This is a genomic window from Spongorhabdus nitratireducens (assembly GCA_947387575.1).
Lineage (GTDB): Bacteria > Pseudomonadota > Gammaproteobacteria > Pseudomonadales > Endozoicomonadaceae > CANDOC01.
On sequence record CANDOC010000016.1, the window covers coordinates 1 to 18,329 of the forward strand.

Sequence of the window (18,329 nt, forward strand, 5' to 3'; positions counted from 1 at the left end):
TCAGTAGTGAAACGGTTCCTCGCCGATGGTAGTGTGGGGTCTCCCCATGTGAGAGTAGGTCACCGTCAGGCTCTTAAATTTCCTCATTTATTGAGGTTGCGCCTTGTTACCCAATGAAGTTTGAAGTATCAAGGTTTATAAAAAAACCGCATGATGTTAATATGCGGATCTGCCAATACAGTTGAACGATATGCGGCAAAGCCGAAACGATGGAATCAGCCTCTCAGACACCAGCCCAGTAATGAGCTGCTGTTGCGTTATTTCGTCTTTTGATCAATACTCTGCCGATCATGTCGCGTATAGCTGTACCTATACCTCCATTCCTCCATTGGGCTTTACAGGGTTGTAAGACGTGTCAGTAGAGTCTGCCACCACCGATTTGTTTCAGGTCGAAGTTAAGAACCGCCTCGAGTACTACATCCAGATTGAAGAAAAACTGGACGTAATATATCGGGATAAAATCAAAAAGCTTGAGAATCTGGTTGACAGTTCCTCCAAGGAGCTGGAAACACTGAAATCAGAACATTCCAAGCTGAACTCTGATCACACAACTGCCAGCAAAGAGCTGGAAGAACTGCGTGCAGAGAAAACCCAGCTCTCTACCTCTCTCGATGAGCAAACCAAAGCGACTGCGCGTGCTGAACGTCAGGCGTCTACTGCTAAAGAGAAGTTTGACGAAAGCAACAAAGAAACCAACGAGTTGCGTCGTGAAGTCAAGCGTCTGAATGCAATGGAGCCGGACAAGCTGAAGAAGCGCTTTGTGGCTGCTAACGAAGAGCTGAAGAAGCTGCGTAAGGAAACCACTAAGTACACACGTGATGCACGTGAAATGAAGCGTAAGATGGAACAGCTTCAGAAAGAAGTGGATACGCTGAAAGCAGAAAAAGAAGCTGCTGAAGCAAAGGAAGTAGCCGAAGCGGAAGCGTAAGGTTAAATTCCTGTTTAAAGCCCAAGAAAAAGGCAGCTGTTTAGCTGCCTTTTTATTTTGTTCTGATGTCACTGTAATTAAACAGAGTGAATAAAACAGGATAAAAATACAGGGTATAAAAAAGCCGGCACATGTTTTCATGTGCCGGCTTTTTGCGTTTCTATCGCCTGTTAACTGGCGATCAGTTCCTTGCTACCTTCAATCTGAATTTTGAAGGGCTTCATTTCTTCAGGGATTTCTCGTTCCAGCTCAATGTGCAGCAGGCCATTGTCCATTGAGGCACCTGTGACCTTGATAAAATCTGCTAGTTGGAAACGGCGCTCGAAACCTCTTTCGGCGATGCCCTGGTACAGGAACTGACGTTCTTTGGTATCAGGATCTGCTTGCTTGTTGCCAGTAACTGTCAGAGTGTTCTGATGGGATTCAATGTCCAGCTCTTCAGCAGAGAACCCGGCAACAGCCATAGTAATTCGGTAGTTGTTTTCATCCATCAGCTCGATGTTATAAGGAGGGTAACCGTTCTGGTTGCCTGAGGTGCTGATGTTTTCAAGCAGGCGCTGCACACGATCAAAGCCAATCGCGGAGCGGTACAGGGGAGTCATGTCGAAATCGAGACCACGCATAATCATATCCTCATCGGGAGCAATATGTTTCAAGGTGCCTTTCATTGCTGAACAGGCGTTGTTACCGGCTGTCCCCAAAAGGGCAACTGCCGTGTAATTCTATATTGCGATTTACAGGTTTTATTTCAACCCCTTTGACGAAAATAAATTATGGTGGCTTGACCCGTCTACAGGTTCAGGGCTGATACTTTTCTGCATCGAGCGACAAGGACGGATGAAAGGGAGCAAGGATGGATGAAAAGGAGATAGTTTAGTGCTGACCGTGACTCAGCTGGCAAGGCGATTCAGTATTTCCAGGGCGACAGTCCTCTATTATGAAAGAGCGGGTGTTTTAACGCCTTCATGTCGTTCGGATAATGGCTATCGCTGGTATGACGAGCATGCTTCCAGCCGGCTTGAAGCCATTCTGGCCTATCGCTCTTACGGTGTTCCGGTCAGCAAGCTTTCGGAGTTGCTTGATGAACAGGATGCTGTCACTCAGGAGCAGGTTCTACGTGACCAGTTCAATGCGCTGGAACGGGAAATCCAGCAACTGAGAAAACAGCAGCATGCCATTGTGACTTTACTTGAACAGACAAAATCATCAGGGGAAACCATAGTAACCAAAGATCGTTGGGTTGAGATTATGAGTGCTGCAGGGCTGAGCGAAGAAGATATGGGCAACTGGCACCGCCAGTTTGAAAAAATGGAGCCTGAGGCTCATCAGGAATTTCTGGAGTCACTGGGAATCAGTGAGGAAGAAATAAAACGAATTCGGGATAATTTCAGAAATTGATGTGGTGATCATCCGTCGCCTTGTAACTGCCCCGTTAAAAAGGACAGTTACAAGGCAGCGTGAATTACAAAATATCCAGCTGATGGTCGACCATGCGGTCACTGTCGAAAATAAAGCGTCCCTTGAACAGCTTCTGTTCGAGCATCAGGGGAATCCAGAGCTCATCATCTTCCCACATTTCTGTATAGGGAATGCTGTCCAGATCAGCCCACATTGGAATGGCCTCGTCTGTTTCTACCGGGGTACCTTCATATTCATCAGTAACAAATACATGAACATGTATGGAGTAGCCGTCTGCGAACTGGAACAGGTTTTCCCCGCAAAAGGTAATGGCTCCTACCGTAATACCCAGTTCTTCATTGATTTCTCGTTTGGCACAGACTTCCGGTGTTTCCCCGGGTTCAAGCTTGCCTCCCGGGCCATTGATTTTGCCTTCACCCAGTCCGCGCTTCTTGCGAATCAATAATATTTTGCTGTCGCGTATGACAAAAATAAGTGTGGCCGTATGTACGGCTTGCCACTGCGACCAGTCAATGTCATCCAGCTTGTGGCAGTTCTGATATTTTTCCATAGGGCCCAAAGGAACAGAGACAAAAGAAGGCAGTATTGTAGCTTGATGACAGGCCTGTTGTGATGGAAATGTAGTGATGAAAATCGCGTTAATCCAGAGTAACCAGCTGAACCGCTCCAGTAAGGCTGTCGACATCAATCAGTGTTTTGGGACCGGAAGCGAGTAACTGCTCAATACTTTCTTTGCTGGCCAGCAGGTTAAAGTTAACCGGAACGGATGTTTGCATCCGGCCTGATTTCTTCAGTTCTTCAGCCCGCTCCAGTGCGCTGAAGTAAGCCGGTAGAACCTGAACAAGTGTTTTGCCGATATTACCGTCACATACTGCCAGGGCATTGGCAAACACTGCCGGCCCATAAGTCGGGGTTGGCAGATCAGGTTGAGTAAGGAGGCGGGAAACATGTGCAGCCAGCCTCTTGCGGGTATCATTAGGCAACTGATGCCAGGCGGTAACCAGCTGTTCGGCATTCTGGGCTCGATGAATCCGGAGCGTTGCTGCAAGCCACGCCAGCCCGAACTCACTCATACCGTTATCCAGTCTGCCATTAAAGCCCAGCCGTTCTGCTTTCCAACCCAAATAGTCTGCAAGCGGAGTATAGCCGGGTTGCAGTAGCATACGATCCAGCCCCAGCTTTAGCTGTTGCATGCTCTGGTAGGTGTCTTCGGTCAGGTACAGGGAGCCATGTGGTGAGAGGTGTCCACGAAAACCGGTAATATTGGCTACCCAGCCGGCATACCACAGGTCGAGCCCGGAGCGGGTGATCTGTTTCTGGCTGACCAGGCGACCAAGATGCTGATACATACCAACCCCGCCTTCGACATAAAGCATATGCCTGAAGTGAGTATCCGGCAGGAACAGCGTTGTCAGCAGGGTGTTAATCGCCGGGCATTGTTTTTCGCACGCTGCCGCCAATGGATACACAGCCTTGGCATAAGGTGCGGTCGTAGCCAGAAACTGCACCGTATCATTTGGCAGTTCTATCTCGGGAATAGTCTTGCGAGCTTGCTGCAACGAAGAGTTGGACAAAGTAACCGAGGACAAAATAACAGAGGCTTCCAGCGCGGTATATTCGGCATCGCTAAGACGTCGCATTAACGCACTCAGGTGATTAAAGCTTTCTCGTGTCAGGCGGCCATCTTCAGGTTGTGGTGCAACAAAGGCAGTATAGTTTTCAGGCTTGCCCTGACGTAGCTGGCGGATGCAGAAAATACGTGACATGGCGCGGGGGATTTCACGATGGACGGTCAGCTCACCTGATGAGGCATCCATCTCGCTGGTTCTGTAGGCGCTGCCTTCAACCCAGGCCAGCTGTTCCAGCATGGGGCGGTCGAGTACCAGCTCATTGTTCGGGAAAGTGGCTTTCAGATACTGTTGCAAACGGGGAATCGCAGCATCATTGCCAACAGCCGGAATGGTAATAATCAGCAGTAAATTAGCCAGAAAAAACTTGTGAAGTAACCGCATGTCGCATCCCCGCCCCTCAGCTGATAACGAATATCTGTATTTTCAGATATCAGACGGCTGAAGTGCAGGAATGGTTCCTTGTGAATAACCTGAAACTGTGCTTCAGGCCTTGTCCGGGTAGGGATAGAGCTCATCCAGTGGCTTTGAGGTGCCATTGGGTAATACCTGCCGGGCATGGTAACGCCGGAGCTGGCGAGGCTCCCGCACCCCGCAGGAATGGGCGATCAGCTCGACATCATGGACCAGGTTGTCGTGATAGCTGGCGACCCGAACCGCTTTATCTGTGGGTACCAGTCCCCGCTGCAGCTTGGCATCGTGGGTAGTGATACCGGTAGGGCAGGTGTTCTTGTTGCATTGCAGGGCCTGGATACAGCCCAGCGACAACATAAAGCCCCGGGCTGAGTTGATAAAATCAGCTCCCATGCACAGTGCCCAGGCCACATCTGACGGGTTGATCAGCTTACCGGAAGTAATTACGCGAATACGTTCCCGAAGGTTATGTTTGAGCAGCAGGTTGACCAGTAATGGCAGGCTTTCACTGATTGGCAGGCCGACATCATCCATCAATGCCATAGGTGCTGCACCGGTGCCGCCGTCACAGCTGTCGAGGGTAATAAAGTCAGGCGCAGACTGAATACCTCGCTTGTGCACTTCTGTGAATAACTCTTCCAGCCAGCCACTGGCTCCCAGTACAAACTTGATACCACAGGGCTTGCCGGTCGCATTGCGAATTCGGGCAATCATATCCAGCAGGTCGCTGGCAGAGTTGATTTCCGGGTGACGGTTAGGGCTGATTGAGTCTTGCCCTTCAGGAATCAGACGAATCCGGGCAATTTCCGGTGTGACCTTGTTGCCAGGGAGAATCCCGCCCTTTCCAGGTTTAGCACCCTGGCTGAGCTTGATCTCGAACATTTTGATCTGGGTGTGTGATGCCACTTCTGCCAGGCGCTCATCACTCAGGTTGCCCTGTTCATCGCGCACACCGTATTTTGCAGTACCGATCTGGAATACAACATCACAGTCACCTTCAAGATGATAAGGAGACAAACCACCCTCTCCGGTGTTGTACCAGCAGTTGGCCTGCTTCGCTCCACGGGACAGTGCTCGCACAGCAGGGACTGAAAGTGCGCCGAAGCTCATGGCTGAAATATTAAAGAATGAGCCGGGTCTGAAGGGATGAGGGCAGTCCGGGCCAATGGTGATATGGGATGTTTCCAGCGCATCATCGGTCAGGGTGGGATAGGGGCAATTCAGAAACAGCACCGAGCCGGGTTCATGAATCATCTTGCTGGAGCCAAAGGCGACGGTGCGATCCACATTCTTGGCGGCACGGTAAACCCATGCTCGCTGTGCCCGGTTAAACGGCATCTCTTCCCGGTCACCGGCAAAGAAGTATTGCCGGAAGAACTCGCCAATATGCTCGAAGATATACCGAAACCGGCCAATCACCGGATAGTTGCGACGAATAGTATGGTGGGTCTGGTTGCGGTCGAGAAAGTACATCACGACCACAGCCAGCAGGCCAATGCCCAGTAAAAAGATAAACAGCGAGGCAAGAATTTGCAGGATCGCTGTCAGATAAACTACGAATCCGTGATCAAGCAGTTCCATGCCCATGTCACAGTCTCCGGTTTCAGGTGATGGTTTACCTGATTATAGCGACCTGTTGTCGTCCTTCTGAATAATGCCGGCCAGTATCGCCTTGAAGACAGTTTCAGGCACGTTGTATCCATATACGGCCAGTATCTTGTCTTCTGTCTGCTGGCTGGTAATAAAGCCCATAAATGTCATCTGTCCCAGCTTGACCGGAGACCAGTACAGGGTTGTGCCCTGCTTGTGGGTTTGATGCAGTGGGCCACCCTGAGTGAAGTAGTCCTGTTTGTTGGCCATGGCCATACGCCAGATATAGCGGTCGGCCAGTTCTGTATCGGGATCGGATCCAGCGGCTTTTTGAGTAAACAGCAGGTCGGCATAATCCCGAACGCTGTAATGACTGCTGGCAAACAGATTTTTCAGTCCACGGAAATCAAAGTCTTCAGCCTCAACCAGTTTGACCCGGATGGCTTCGTTGTTACTCAGGTAGAGAGTGACTTGCTGGGCATCATGATCAGACAGTGCTGTCACCGGCAGATCAATGACAAACGGGCCCAGCTGTTCGGCTTTGGTTTTGCCGGGCCACACAGCTAATGGCCAGGCTTCTTCTGTCGCGGTATAGCTGCAGGCATCTCCTTCGCATTGTGAGGGAAGATGTCCTTCCCTGAAAGGAGCACAGCCAGCCAGTAATAAGCTGGCTGCTGCCAACAGTGTCAGTAAATAGCGGGTTCCCCTTCGGGACGGGTTTTGAAGCGTCGGTGTTGCCACAGGTATTGTTCCGGATGTTCGCGGATTACACACTCCAGCCACTCGTTGCAGCGTCGGGTATCGGCCTCGAGACTGTCCGTGGGGAAATTCTCAAGCGGTGGGTGAAGGCGAATCACGTATTGGTCATTTTCGTCCAGATAATAGTCCATCATCAGTACCGTCGCACCAGTTTGACGCGCAAAGTCTGACGGACTGGCAACGGTGGCTGCCGGAATACCAAAGAAATCGACAAACAGGCTGCGCTTTGGGCCAAAATCCTGATCTGCCAGAATAAAGCTGGGCTCACCCTCGCGCATGCAATCTAATAGCCGTTTTACTTCTTTACGATGAATCAGATTGTTGCGGCCACGAGTACGGTACTTGGTTGAAATATACTCGAACAATGGATTGTTGTGGCGACGATATAAGCCGGTGAGTCCACAGTGGGTACCAAACAGACGCAGGGCCATTTCGACACAGGTATTATGCAGGCCGTTCAGCAGCACCGGCTTACCCTGTTCCATCAGCCGGGACAGATGTTCATATCCTTCAATTCGTCCCAGTTTGGGGATGCGACTCTCACGACTGAACCAGGCAATGCCCGGTTCCAGCAGGGCAATACCCACCGTTTCAAAGTTGCACCGAATCAGAGCTTCCTGTTCCTGCTCTGACAGCTCGGGAAAACAACGCTGGATATTGGTACGTGTAGTGCGCACCCGGCTGCCACCGACTTTCATCAGCAGTCGGCCCAGAGCCCGGCCAATACGTGCAATCCAAGGGAACGGCAGGCGGCCAATAATCCACATCAGACCTATTAATATCCAGAGTGCCCAGTATCTGGGATGGAGGAACTGCAGCTCGAAGCTGCCACTTTCTATATAGGGGCTGTTGGATGAACTGGATACGGGTTGAGATTCCTGGGCCAAGGCCTGCTCCGGATCAGGGTAAAGGGAGCATCATTATATTAAAAATGACTCAGGCAGAGGTACGTATATGTATTTTAATTTTAAGAAAGATTCGCCAGCGCAATATATGACGTGTTGCCTGCTGTGGCTGGCATTGCACAGTTCTCCCCCTGAAACCTATGGCAAGTACCGGTGATGTAAGCACTTGAAGCAGCTTTGCATACGTAAATAAAGAAGGTATTATTCGCGCCTTCGCCTGTTTTGGTCGCAAAAACAGGCTGACTTTAAGGAGACTGACATGTCTGAAGCGATTGTTCTGAATGCAGAAGCCCGCGCTGATGTAGGGAAAGGTGCGAGCCGCCGCCTGCGTCACGCTGAAAAAGTACCTGCCGTTATCTACGGTGGCGACGTTGAGCCGTCCAGCGTAGTGCTGCTGGCTAAAGACGTTAAGAAGGCGCTGGAAAGCGAAGCTTTCTACTCTCAGATCGTTACCCTGATGGTTGACGGTGCTGAACACCAGGTAATCCTGAAGGACCTGCAGCGTCACCCGGCTCGTGACGACGCTATGCACATGGACTTCCAGCGCGTAAGTGCTGACCAGGCTGTTACCACTCACGTACCGCTGCACTTCCTGAACGAAGAAGCTTGCGCTGGCGTGAAAGCTGGTGGTGCGATCACTCACGATCGTGTTGAAGTATCCATCCGCTGCCTGCCAGCTGACCTGCCTGAGTTCATCGAAGTGGACATGGCTGCTGTTGAGCTGGGTCAGATCGTACACCTGTCCGACCTGAACATGCCGGAAAATGTTGCTCTGGTAGACCTGCTGCACGGTGAAGGTCACGACCTGCCGGTAGCCAGCGTTATCGCTACCCGCGCAACCAAGGAAAGCGAAGAAGAGTCTGAAGAAGCTTCTGAGTAATGCCTTGCTGCAGAATGAGCCCGTTCGGGCTCATTCTGTTTATATCTTTCCCTCTCCTTTATTCTTCCCCTTGCTATCTCACGTTTGAAGCGTAACCGGCTTCCCCCTAAAATCTTTATTCTGTTCTGTTGATATTGTTTCTAATCCTTCGAGCTGCAAGCTGGCAGGGGCGGGAAATATCCCTGATTATTTATGGAATTCTGTTAAGGAAGCGTTTGCGTGGCCAAACCATCTCATGCCATCAAATTAATTGTCGGACTGGGCAATCCAGGACCGGAATATGAAGCAACTCGTCACAATGCCGGTGTCTGGTTTATTGAGCAATTGGCGCGCGATCTGGGTGTGACCCTGCAGCATGACAAGAAAATGCATGGTGCGGTTGCCCGGGCAACTGTTCAGGGAAGTGATGTGCGCCTGCTGGTACCGTCCACCTATATGAATCTGAGTGGACAGGCGGTGACAGCCCTGAGTAATTTCTACAAGATTCCAACCGAATCCATTTTGGTCGCGCATGATGAGCTGGATATTCCCCCGGGTGAAGCACGACTCAAAATCGGTGGTGGTCATGGGGGCCACAACGGCCTGAGAGATATCATCAGCAAGCAGGGTAACAACAAGAACTTTATGCGGTTACGTCTGGGTATTGGTCATCCGGGTGAAGCCCGACTGGTGACTAATTATGTGCTGGGGCGCCCGAGCAGGGATGATATAGGCAAGATTGATGGTGCTGTAGATGAAGCAGTCCGGGTGATGCCAAAGCTGATGGCTGGGGACTGGGATAAGGCGGTACAGCAGCTGCATACCTTTAAAGGCTGATCCCTTCAAAATACTGAGTCGGAATACGTACTGCGTCCGACTCTCGAGCCCTGCGTTTAGGCTGTCTGTTCCAGACCAGCCCCGTGGGGCTTTTTATTGCCGTCAGTATCAACATGAACCATTACGATTCGTTCAACATGAATGATAACGGTTTTAGTCGCCTTGTTGCGCACCAGACATTCCAGCGTCACCGAAGTGGTGCCGGTGTGCACCAGATTGATGCCAATTTCCAGCACATCACCCAGCCGTGCGGGTGAGACAAATGAAATATCCGACATATAGCGGGTAACAACATGGTTGCTGTTCATCTGACAGCAGGCATAGACCCAGGCTTCCTCATCTATCCAGCTCAGTACGGTACCACCGAATAAATTACTGGCGTGGTTCAGGTCCTCATGTTTCACCATTTTTCGGGAATAGAATTTCATAAGCAGCTCCATGCCTGGTGTTGTTATCGGAATAACTGCTTATGAAATATTGCATAATGCAGGCCAGCTTTGATGACGCTTTAATTAGCTACGCTTCAGCGCTCTTTCAATAAAGCCGATCATCAGTTGTTCAAATGAAATGCCAACGGCTTTGGCTTCATCCGGCAGCAGGCTGGTGGGGGTCATGCCAGGAATGGTATTGATCTCGACAAAGATCGGGTCACCTTTTTCCGGCACCACAAAATCAGAGCGGGAAAGGTCTTCACAGCCCAGTAGCTGGTGGGCAATCAGAGTGACTTCCTGAATTTTTTGATATTGCTGCTCTGGCAGCGGTGCAGGAACAATATGTTCGCTGAGACCAGGAGTGTAGCGATGCTCAAAGTCATACCAGCTGCCTTCCGGGGTACGGATCTCGAGCACCGGTAAAACTTCAGGGCCGTTTTTGCCCTCAATAACGCCGGCAGTAATTTCTTTTCCAATCACAAAACTTTCGATCATCAGCCGGTTCTCATACTGATAGGCCAGTTCAATGCCTTCACGTATTTCATCTGCCCCTTTGCAGAAGCTGACGCCACGGGCTGAGCCCTGCCCCAGTGGTTTGATAACCACATGATCTCCCAGTATTGACTGGATCCGGGCTACAGATTCACTGACCGGCTCTTCCTGCTCCAGCACCAGCTCTTTGGCCAGCGGAACGCCTGCCGGGCGCAGGATATGTTTGGTAACGGCTTTGTCCATCGCGCAGGCACTGGCTTTGACTCCACTGCCTACATAGGGAATCTGCATAATATCCAGCATGCCCTGAATCGTGCCGTCTTCTCCGGGGGAGCCATGCAGGCAGGGAAAGACTACATCGGCATTCAGTGCGACCAGTTTTGCTGGTAGATTTTTATCCAACTCCACCAGTTCAACTTTCTGATAGTGAGGCGCCAGTGCCTCGGCAACCTGTTTGGCAGAGCTGCGGGATACTTCTGCTTCACTGGACGGGCCGCCACAGATAATGGCTATCGTTGCGGACTGAGTGGGCTTGTAGTCGAATCCGGCTAGCTGATTAGATAGCTGAGTAGAGGGCTGCATGCTGCTGTCTTTCACTCTGAAATTGTTATTAAGTAGACCGTTGTAAGTTAACAAAAATTCCGGGTGAATGTCGGTGGGCAAACTTAATCTTTGAATTGGTACACCCCGCCATTGCTGATACCGACCCGGTATCCGTATAATTGCCGGTTTAAATTTACTGAGGCTGTGGAATTCCATGGGTTTCAAGTGTGGTATCGTCGGCCTGCCCAATGTGGGTAAGTCCACCCTGTTCAATGCCCTGACCAAGGCGGGCATTGATGCCGAAAACTTCCCTTTCTGTACTATCGAGCCGAATGCTGGCGTTGTTGCGATGCCGGATCCGCGTCTTGATAAGCTGTCGGCAATTGTTAACCCCCAGCGCGTACTGCCGACCACAATGGAATTTGTGGATATTGCCGGTCTGGTAGAAGGTGCTTCCAAAGGTGAAGGTCTGGGTAACAAGTTCCTGGCCAATATCCGTGAGACAGATGCGATTGCTCACGTCGTACGCTGCTTTGAAAACGACAACGTCATTCACGTGGCCAACAAGATTGACCCGCAGGCTGATATTGAAATTATCAATATGGAGCTGGTGATGGCAGATCTGGAAAGCTGTGAAAAGCAGCACCAGCGCGTTGTCCGCACTGCCAAAGGTGGTGACAAGGAAGCGGTAGCCCAGAAGGCGCTGCTGGAAAAGATCATTCCTCACCTGGAAGAAGGCAAGCCGGTTCGCTCTCTGGAGCTGAATGAAGACGATCTGAAGCTGTCCCGCATGTTCCACCTGCTTACCACCAAGCCGACCATGTATATTGCCAACGTGGACGAAGATGGCTTTGAAGATAACCAGTATCTGGATAAGGTACGCGAGATCGCCGAATCAGAGGGTGCGGTTGTAGTACCAATCTGCAACAAGCTGGAATCCGAGATCTCCGAGCTGGAAGATGAAGAGCGTGACGAGTTCCTGGCTGACCTGGGTATGGAAGAGCCGGGTCTGGATCGAGTGATTCGTGCCGGTTACGACCTGCTGGGCCTGCAGACCTACTTCACTGCCGGTGTTAAGGAAGTACGTGCCTGGACTGTGAAAATCGGTGCTACTGCACCTCAGGCGGCTGGTGTCATCCACACCGACTTCGAGCGTGGCTTTATCCGTGCTGAAGTAACCAGCTACGATGACTTTCTGCAGTATAACGGTGAGCAAGGCGCTAAAGATGCCGGCAAGCTGCGGGTTGAAGGCAAGAGCTACATCGTTAAGGACGGTGATGTGATGCACTTCCGGTTTAATGTGTAATTAAGCCGCATTACTCTTCGGTACCGCCTGTTGCGATATGAGCAGGCGGTATTGCTGGCATTAGACTTTTTGCCAGCTTTCTGTTTTCTCCCTGCGAGCTTATTATATTGCCCTGATTGAGCCTGATCTCAATCAAGAACATACCCGCCCTATATTTCATTTCGCTATAACAAGAACCTAAAACCAAACCTAAGACCTTTGTCTAAGTGTCACCCCGGAACCAATTTCGTATGATGTCTCCGTCACTAAACGAAAGCACATAGAGTGCTTCAGGAGAAACATTATGCCAAGGGTTAACGGAACACATAGAGCTACCCCGGCCCCGACTCATGACAGGAGGCCGCGCAAGAGTAACGCCCCGGCTCGTCATCGTCAGGCTCCGGCCAAGCGCTATGCGGGACGCAAGCCTGCGGCGTATGACAGAAACTATCCGGTTAACAAGCCGATCAGTCAGCGCAAGCCCTCTGTACTGAAAGAAGTGGTTCGCTATGTTGGTCTGGCTGCGATGTACGGTGCTGCCGGTGCGGTCGTTGGCGGAGTGATTGGAACAGTTGCCACCGGTTCCGGTCTGGGTGTCGGTTCTGCGATCGGTGCCGGTGTCGGAGCGGCTTGTGGTATCGCTTACGGTTTATTCCGGGCTTATACCGGTCGAACCCTGAAGCGTGGTGCTGAAGGTGCGATCAGAGTACTGCCGATGGCTGCCAGCCTGCCAACAGGTAACCCGATGGTCGGACATGTTCTGGCAAGCGGTACCGGGCAGGCAATGATCAGCGATGGCCTGATCGAAGGTGCTGACTTCATCGATCATGATGCCAATCTGGATCGGATGAAGTGGCACAAGAACCGCTTCAAGCACAGTCGCAGGGCTGCAGCCAGAAAGATCAACGAATATTCTGGTCGCTACCTGGACAGGCTTGAGTTCAGCGAGCCGGAAGAGCCCCGACGCAAGAAAGCGTCGAAGCCCAAGGCAAAGCGTCGTACCGAGGACAGGGTTTACGCCTGACCTCCCTCAAACCGGTCTTCGCCGGGGCTGTGAGGAAGCACAAGATTCAGCAGAATCGCAGCCACGGCACACAGGCCAACACCCTGCAGGTTGAAGTCACCAAACGATACTGACAGGTTGCCCAGTCCGAATACCAGTACCAGAGATACGATAGACAGGTTTCTCGGCTTGCTCAGATCCACCTGGGCCTTGATCATGGTATTCAGGCCGACAACAGCAATAGAGCCGAACAACAGCATCATAATGCCGCCCATCACCGGTACCGGGATAGTTTGCAGAATTGCACCTACCTTACCCACAAATGCAAGCAGAATGGCGAAGACAGCAGCCCAGGTCATGATCACGGGATTGAAAGACTTGGTCAGCATCACTGCGCCGGTGACTTCAGAGTAAGTGGTGTTGGGTGGTCCACCCAGTACTGCGGCGGCAGACGTGGCCAGGCCGTCACCCATCAGGGTACGATGAAGTCCGGGCTTGCGCAGATAGTCTTTACCGGTCACAGAACCAATCGCCAGCACGTCACCAATATGCTCGATAGCCGGAGCAATAGCGACCGGCAACATAAACAGAATGGCGTTGATGTTGAATTCCGGTGAGGTGAAGTTGGGTACTGCGATCCAGGGGCTGTTCTGAATGGCAGAGAAGTCCACAATGCCGGCAAAGAAGGCAGCGGTATAGCCAGAGATGATACCAAACAGAATCGGAATCAGCTTGAAGATGCCTTTGCCCAGTGTGGCGACCAGCAGGGTCACACCCAGAGCAATAGCCGATACCATCATGGCGGTGTTTTGCTCAACCAGTACGGCGCTGCCATCACCGGTTTTACCCATCGCCATATTGACTGCGACCGGTGCCAGTCCCAGACCGATGACCATAATGACTGGACCGATAACAACCGGTGGCAGCAGTCTGTGCAGAAAGCCTGTTCCCCGCAGGCGCACAAAAGTACTCAGCACGACATACAGCAGTCCGGCACTTATCAGTCCCCCCATGGTTGCTGCAATGCCCCAAGTCTGGGTACTGAAAATGATAGGTGCAATAAAAGCAAAGGATGAAGCAAGGAATACAGGAACCTGTCGTTTTGTTGTCAGCTGAAAAATCAGGGTACCGATACCGGCCGTGAACAGGGCAACATTAGTATCCAGTCCGGTCAGCAGCGGCACGAGCACCAATGCGCCAAAAGCCACAAACAGCATTTGGGCGCCGACCAGTGCATTCCGGGCGGTGGAAACGGATGTCATATTATTAAGGCTCCTTGTCGTTTATGTTTATTAAGCTGTGTGCTGGGAGCAGATAAAAAAATCCCCGGCAATGTTATTGTCGGGGATGGGTATTCTTATTTAGTGCCGAATATCTTGTCGCCGGCATCTCCAAGGCCGGGGATGATATATCCGTCTTCATTCAAATGACTGTCGACGGAGGCAGTAAATATGCTGACATCAGGGTGCGCGTCAGTGACTGCTTTCAGACCTTCCGGTGCTGCAACCAGAATCAGAATCCGGATCTCTTTACAGCCGGCCTTCTTCAGCATGTCGATGGTCGCAATAACGGAGCCACCGGTAGCCAGCATCGGATCAATGATCAGCGCCATGCGCTGGTCGATATCCTTAACCAGTTTCTCGAAGTAAGTTACCGGCTCCAGAGTTTCTTCGTCACGGTACAGACCGACAACGCTTATTCGGGCGCTGGGCAGCAGTTCCATTACACCGTCCATCATGCCAAGGCCGGCACGAAGAATCGGCACAACAGTGATCTTTTTGCCTTTGATTCTGTTAACCTGAATATCACCATTCCAGCCATCAATGGTGGTGGTTTCTACAGGCAGGTCTTTAGTGGCTTCATAAGTGAGGAGGGTACCAACCTCACTGGCAAGCGCACGGAAGCTTTTGGTGCTGATATCAGCGGCGCGCATCAGGCCCAGCTTGTGCTGAACCAGGGGATGTTTGATTTCCTTTACGTTCACGGAAAAGCCTCGGTGGATTGCTGGCAAATCCCACCTATTTTACGCTACATCATGACAGTATAAAACGAAGAATAATTGTCTCAGATCAATTTTTTGGTGCGATTGTTTCGTTTTATACCTAGTGGTTGTCTATTATCATAGGCGGCTTAATTTTTGGCGGTCAGCATATTTATGCGAGCCAGTCACAACATTAAGGGGAATGCCCGGATGACCACCGACCTTGATCATATTCGCCAAGTGATGGAAGAGGCTGATTGCCTGTGTACTGAGGCAGAGGTGGATGCTGCCATCGATCGCATGGCCGCAGCTATCAATGAGAAACTGGCAGACACCAACCCGCTGGTTTACACCGTAATGAACGGTGGTCTGGTTCTGGCCGGCAAACTGCTGACCAAACTGAACTTCCCGCTGGAAAGCTCTTATATTCATGCCACCCGCTATCGCAATGAAGTCACCGGTGGAGAGCTGTTCTGGAAAGTTGCACCGACTGAGGTGATTGAAGGCCGTACTGTACTGATCCTGGATGATATCCTGGATGAAGGTTACACCCTGCAGGCGATTGTGGATTACTGCAACGATCACAAGGCTGAAGCCGTTTATACTGCGGTGCTGACTGACAAGAAGCATGACCGCAAGGCGTCACCGGATCTGAAGGGTGATTTCGTGGGTCTGGAAATTGAAGATCGTTATATCTTTGGTGCCGGTATGGATTACAAGGGCTACTGGAGAAATGCTCCGGGCATCTACGCTCTGAAAGGTCACTAATTGTCGTATAGACAGAATAGTGCCTGAATAGAGGTGCTATTCTGTTTTGCCTTTCCTTATATTCTGAACCGCTTTCTTTCCTGCCTTTTGTTGTGACTTCAAGTCGCTGCGAGCTTGCTGCAGCTGATCTTTCAGTTCTGATTTTCTGGTTCTTGCATCCTGAACTTCGGATGTATCCTGCTGTATTTTTCGGGTTTCTTTACCGCGCAGCTTTTTATTTCCGGCGAGTTGGGCATCCAGGTTTTCCAGTTCAGTTGCCAGTGCTTGTTCCTGTGTCTCTGCAGCTTGTCTTTTCTCAAGATCTCTTGCTTTTGCTGTTTCAAGCTCCTGTTGCTTGAGGGTTAGCTCTTCCCCAATGGCTTCTTTTAGTACAGGATTCTTTTCTGCTTTTTTCTCTAGTGTCTTTATTTCTTTTTCAAGGCGGGTGATATTTTTTGCGCGGATTTTCTGAGCCTGATCATTTGTCTTCTCCGTAGTATGGAGCTTTTCTTCAAGCTCAGATATTTGCTGCTTTAGCTCAGCTTTTGTATCTTTCAGACCTACTTGCCAATTACCTACAGCCTCTTTGGCTCTATTTTTGGCAGCTTTCTTGCTCTCGCCGGCTGAATCCAGCTCGCCTTTCAGCCTGCTGACCTCACTCTTGAGCTGCCTTTTTTTCAGCTCCTGGGTCATTTTTTCCTGTTTCACTGCTTTTCGGGTCAGAGCTCTGTCTACAACAGCTGTCTTCTTTTCCAGACCCTTGCTGGTCTTTTTCGTTCTTTTAAGATCCGAGCGGACTGTCTCAAGCTCTTGTTTGATTTCAGCTTTCTGGGCGTGTACGGCTTCCTGAGCCTGCTGGAAAGACTTCAGTCTTTCAGGAGTGTTGGCTTCTCCGGTGATGACCATTTCTTCATTGTTACTCAGCATAATATGGACGTCTTCACCATTGTCAAAAGCATACCGATCTGGATGCTTGAGAAGATCCAGAGCGGTTTCCAGCTGCTGTCTTGAGCTTTTGGCTGAGCCAGCAGCGAGTTCACTGTTTTTGTGCCTTTCGGTCAACTCCAGCTTTTTGCTTTGTAGTTCTTGTTCAGGACGCTGAGCCAGCAATTTGACAACTTTTCGATCTTGTAATGCTTTGCCGGGAAGCTTCAAGCCTTTAGGGCGGGATGGCAGTTTGGGGCGAGGTACCTTGATTTTGCGGATTTTTACGGCACCGCTTTTTACTTTGCCGGCAAGTCCGCTGAAGCGGTTGCCCACAGCCTTGCCCGCAGCTTTGATTCCTTTTCCTGCACCTTTTCCAAGGAAAACAACACCTTTACCTATACCTCCAGCAACAAAAGCTGCGCCTCCGGCCAACTTTCCTGCACCACGGCGTATCGCTGATGCGCCTGCTCCCAGTTTGCTCCAGGCCGCACCACCCAGCTCTTTTCCGGCTTCCTTGAGCAACGATCCGCCTTTGGAGAATGAGCGTCGGATTTCGCCTGGCTGGTCATCAGTAGTGTCAGTAACGGAATATTCAGAAAGTGATTTGGTGTCCCGGGTTTCAGTGGAAGTGGGGATATTGCTTTCACCGTCGCGTGCCTCAACGACATGGGTGCCAAACTTTCCGGTATCGCCAGAACCCACCGACTCCGGAGAGCTGCCTGACTGGCCGGGCTGGATACCACCAACGGGGCCTGAATTTGATAACCTGGGTTCTAGAGGCATTTGCCGGCATCCTTGCCGTAAGTAAGTACCCGGACATTTGCTTTCAAATATTTTGACGGCGCCTTTTTCCACCCTTACTGCGTTGCGGCTCTGGTCACGTAGCTACGGCTACGCTCCCGACGCCCCGTCTTGAAGGATGAAAAAATCCACACGCCCAAATATTCGAAAGCAAATGTCCGGGCACTTATATCCGGAAAATAAAAATAGCCTGAAGGCCAATTTGAAACGTATCTATATAAGTATTGGCAATAGAGCGGATGCCCGTATTGGCCTCTTAAAATTATTTAGAATTTATAAATTACTTTTTATTCTTTGGTGTTCTGTAGGGGGCCGCAGGTATAGTGTTGCCGGAAATGATATCCGGATGAATGTTAATGAAAAAAGATAAGCAGAAGGTCATTGGGGAAGCGTTATCAGATGAGCAGATCAAGTCTCTGCTTGAGCTGAAAGGAGCCGGTAACGAGTCAGATGACTATTACGTACTGCTTCAGGCCTATCGCCGCCTGCGGGCTGAAGATTTTGTCCGGTTTGTAGGCTTCTTCAAGTCTGCAGGAAGAAATGTAGAGTCTGTTGACAAGGAAGGTCGCACTATCGCAGATGAAATTGCTCTGCACCAGAATGGCAAGGATTACCTTCAGGCTTTCTGACAGTGCTGAACGGGCAAGGGAATGCCTGTGAAATTTATCTTTGAGAGTACGGTATAAAACAAGAAGAGAGAAGAATGGCTGAGGTGGCAGGACTCGAACCTGCGCATGACGGGATCAAAACCCGTTGCCTTACCACTTGGCGACACCCCAG

At 50.7% G+C, this 18,329-nt stretch carries 19 protein-coding genes and 1 tRNA gene; 8 read left to right on the forward strand and 12 right to left on the reverse strand.

Annotation, left to right across the window (positions count from 1 at the left end; genetic code table 11):
- Nucleotides 1–352: 352 nt before the first annotated feature.
- The gene (locus ACYZZ0_RS22095) at nucleotides 353–928 is read left to right on the forward strand and encodes a hypothetical protein (protein WP_461538839.1); all 576 of its coding nucleotides are present in this window, start codon (nucleotides 353–355) and stop codon (nucleotides 926–928) included.
- A 170-nt stretch (nucleotides 929–1,098) separates the two neighbouring features.
- Here ACYZZ0_RS22095 and ACYZZ0_RS22100 read toward each other — a convergent pair whose 3' ends face one another.
- Nucleotides 1,099–1,584, reverse strand: coding sequence for an Hsp20 family protein (locus tag ACYZZ0_RS22100; protein ID WP_461538840.1), 486 nt, complete (start codon nucleotides 1,582–1,584; stop codon nucleotides 1,099–1,101).
- Between the two features lie 220 nt (nucleotides 1,585–1,804).
- Between ACYZZ0_RS22100 and ACYZZ0_RS22105 the strand changes: the two genes are divergently transcribed.
- Nucleotides 1,805–2,326 carry a MerR family transcriptional regulator gene (locus ACYZZ0_RS22105; protein ID WP_461538841.1) on the forward strand — a complete coding sequence of 174 codons (522 nt, stop codon included), beginning with the start codon at nucleotides 1,805–1,807 and terminating at the stop codon, nucleotides 2,324–2,326.
- Nucleotides 2,327–2,390: 64 nt separating this feature from the next.
- On the opposite strand, the gene ACYZZ0_RS22110 is transcribed toward ACYZZ0_RS22105, so the two are convergent.
- From ACYZZ0_RS22110 to lpxL, 5 genes are all read right to left on the reverse strand, one after another.
- Nucleotides 2,391–3,032 (reverse strand): 8-oxo-dGTP diphosphatase, encoded by a 642-nt coding sequence (locus ACYZZ0_RS22110; protein WP_461538842.1) that lies wholly within the window; start codon nucleotides 3,030–3,032, stop codon nucleotides 2,391–2,393.
- A complete protein-coding gene (locus ACYZZ0_RS22115; protein WP_461538843.1) occupies nucleotides 2,986–4,359 on the reverse strand; it encodes a hypothetical protein in 1,374 nt (457 codons plus the stop codon). The genes ACYZZ0_RS22110 and ACYZZ0_RS22115 overlap by 47 nt, the downstream gene beginning before the upstream one ends.
- Before the next feature lie 102 nt (nucleotides 4,360–4,461).
- Nucleotides 4,462–5,970: an FMN-binding glutamate synthase family protein gene (locus ACYZZ0_RS22120; RefSeq protein ID WP_461538857.1), complete on the reverse strand. Its 1,509-nt coding sequence runs from the start codon at nucleotides 5,968–5,970 to the stop codon at nucleotides 4,462–4,464.
- A 42-nt stretch (nucleotides 5,971–6,012) separates the two neighbouring features.
- Complete coding sequence (locus ACYZZ0_RS22125) at nucleotides 6,013–6,720, reverse strand: hypothetical protein (protein WP_461538844.1); 708 nt, start codon at nucleotides 6,718–6,720, stop codon at nucleotides 6,013–6,015.
- Complete coding sequence (gene lpxL / locus ACYZZ0_RS22130; protein WP_461538845.1) at nucleotides 6,666–7,625, reverse strand: LpxL/LpxP family Kdo(2)-lipid IV(A) lauroyl/palmitoleoyl acyltransferase; 960 nt, start codon at nucleotides 7,623–7,625, stop codon at nucleotides 6,666–6,668. The genes ACYZZ0_RS22125 and lpxL overlap by 55 nt, the downstream gene beginning before the upstream one ends.
- 277 nt (nucleotides 7,626–7,902) lie before the next feature.
- Here lpxL and ACYZZ0_RS22135 point away from each other — a divergent pair, with 277 nt between their 5' ends.
- Complete coding sequence (locus tag ACYZZ0_RS22135; protein ID WP_461538846.1) at nucleotides 7,903–8,523, forward strand: 50S ribosomal protein L25/general stress protein Ctc; 621 nt, start codon at nucleotides 7,903–7,905, stop codon at nucleotides 8,521–8,523.
- A gap of 219 nt (nucleotides 8,524–8,742) precedes the next feature.
- Nucleotides 8,743–9,339, forward strand: coding sequence for an aminoacyl-tRNA hydrolase (gene pth / locus ACYZZ0_RS22140; protein ID WP_461538847.1), 597 nt, complete (start codon nucleotides 8,743–8,745; stop codon nucleotides 9,337–9,339).
- Nucleotides 9,340–9,395: 56 nt separating this feature from the next.
- On the opposite strand, the gene ACYZZ0_RS22145 is transcribed toward pth, so the two are convergent.
- Complete coding sequence (locus ACYZZ0_RS22145) at nucleotides 9,396–9,767, reverse strand: acyl-CoA thioesterase (protein WP_461538848.1); 372 nt, start codon at nucleotides 9,765–9,767, stop codon at nucleotides 9,396–9,398.
- A gap of 84 nt (nucleotides 9,768–9,851) precedes the next feature.
- A complete protein-coding gene (locus ACYZZ0_RS22150; RefSeq protein ID WP_461538849.1) occupies nucleotides 9,852–10,844 on the reverse strand; it encodes a D-alanine--D-alanine ligase family protein in 993 nt (330 codons plus the stop codon).
- Nucleotides 10,845–11,019: 175 nt separating this feature from the next.
- Here ACYZZ0_RS22150 and ychF point away from each other — a divergent pair, with 175 nt between their 5' ends.
- Both ychF and ACYZZ0_RS22160 read left to right on the forward strand, forming a co-directional pair.
- The gene (gene ychF / locus ACYZZ0_RS22155) at nucleotides 11,020–12,111 is read left to right on the forward strand and encodes a redox-regulated ATPase YchF (protein WP_461538850.1); all 1,092 of its coding nucleotides are present in this window, start codon (nucleotides 11,020–11,022) and stop codon (nucleotides 12,109–12,111) included.
- A 283-nt stretch (nucleotides 12,112–12,394) separates the two neighbouring features.
- Nucleotides 12,395–13,114 carry a hypothetical protein gene (locus ACYZZ0_RS22160; RefSeq protein ID WP_461538851.1) on the forward strand — a complete coding sequence of 240 codons (720 nt, stop codon included), beginning with the start codon at nucleotides 12,395–12,397 and terminating at the stop codon, nucleotides 13,112–13,114.
- On the opposite strand, the gene ACYZZ0_RS22165 is transcribed toward ACYZZ0_RS22160, so the two are convergent.
- Together ACYZZ0_RS22165 and upp are read right to left on the reverse strand one after the other, a co-directional pair.
- Nucleotides 13,105–14,355: a uracil-xanthine permease family protein gene (locus tag ACYZZ0_RS22165; RefSeq protein WP_461538852.1), complete on the reverse strand. Its 1,251-nt coding sequence runs from the start codon at nucleotides 14,353–14,355 to the stop codon at nucleotides 13,105–13,107. The two genes, ACYZZ0_RS22160 and ACYZZ0_RS22165, sit on opposite strands and share 10 nt — an antisense overlap.
- Nucleotides 14,356–14,450: 95 nt before the next feature.
- The gene (upp, locus tag ACYZZ0_RS22170) at nucleotides 14,451–15,077 is read right to left on the reverse strand and encodes a uracil phosphoribosyltransferase (RefSeq protein WP_461538853.1); all 627 of its coding nucleotides are present in this window, start codon (nucleotides 15,075–15,077) and stop codon (nucleotides 14,451–14,453) included.
- A 207-nt stretch (nucleotides 15,078–15,284) separates the two neighbouring features.
- Between upp and ACYZZ0_RS22175 the strand changes: the two genes are divergently transcribed.
- On the forward strand, nucleotides 15,285–15,842 hold the full coding sequence (locus tag ACYZZ0_RS22175) for a hypoxanthine-guanine phosphoribosyltransferase (RefSeq protein ID WP_461538854.1): 558 nt from the start codon (nucleotides 15,285–15,287) through the stop codon (nucleotides 15,840–15,842).
- 36 nt (nucleotides 15,843–15,878) lie between these two features.
- Here ACYZZ0_RS22175 and ACYZZ0_RS22180 read toward each other — a convergent pair whose 3' ends face one another.
- The gene (locus tag ACYZZ0_RS22180) at nucleotides 15,879–17,531 is read right to left on the reverse strand and encodes a hypothetical protein (protein WP_461538855.1); all 1,653 of its coding nucleotides are present in this window, start codon (nucleotides 17,529–17,531) and stop codon (nucleotides 15,879–15,881) included.
- A 374-nt stretch (nucleotides 17,532–17,905) separates the two neighbouring features.
- On the opposite strand from ACYZZ0_RS22180, the gene ACYZZ0_RS22185 reads away from it, so the two are divergent.
- Complete coding sequence (locus tag ACYZZ0_RS22185; RefSeq protein ID WP_461538856.1) at nucleotides 17,906–18,178, forward strand: PA4642 family protein; 273 nt, start codon at nucleotides 17,906–17,908, stop codon at nucleotides 18,176–18,178.
- 75 nt (nucleotides 18,179–18,253) lie between these two features.
- Here ACYZZ0_RS22185 and ACYZZ0_RS22190 read toward each other — a convergent pair.
- Nucleotides 18,254–18,328: transfer RNA gene (locus ACYZZ0_RS22190), tRNA-Gln, on the reverse strand.
- Nucleotide 18,329: the final 1 nt, after the last annotated feature.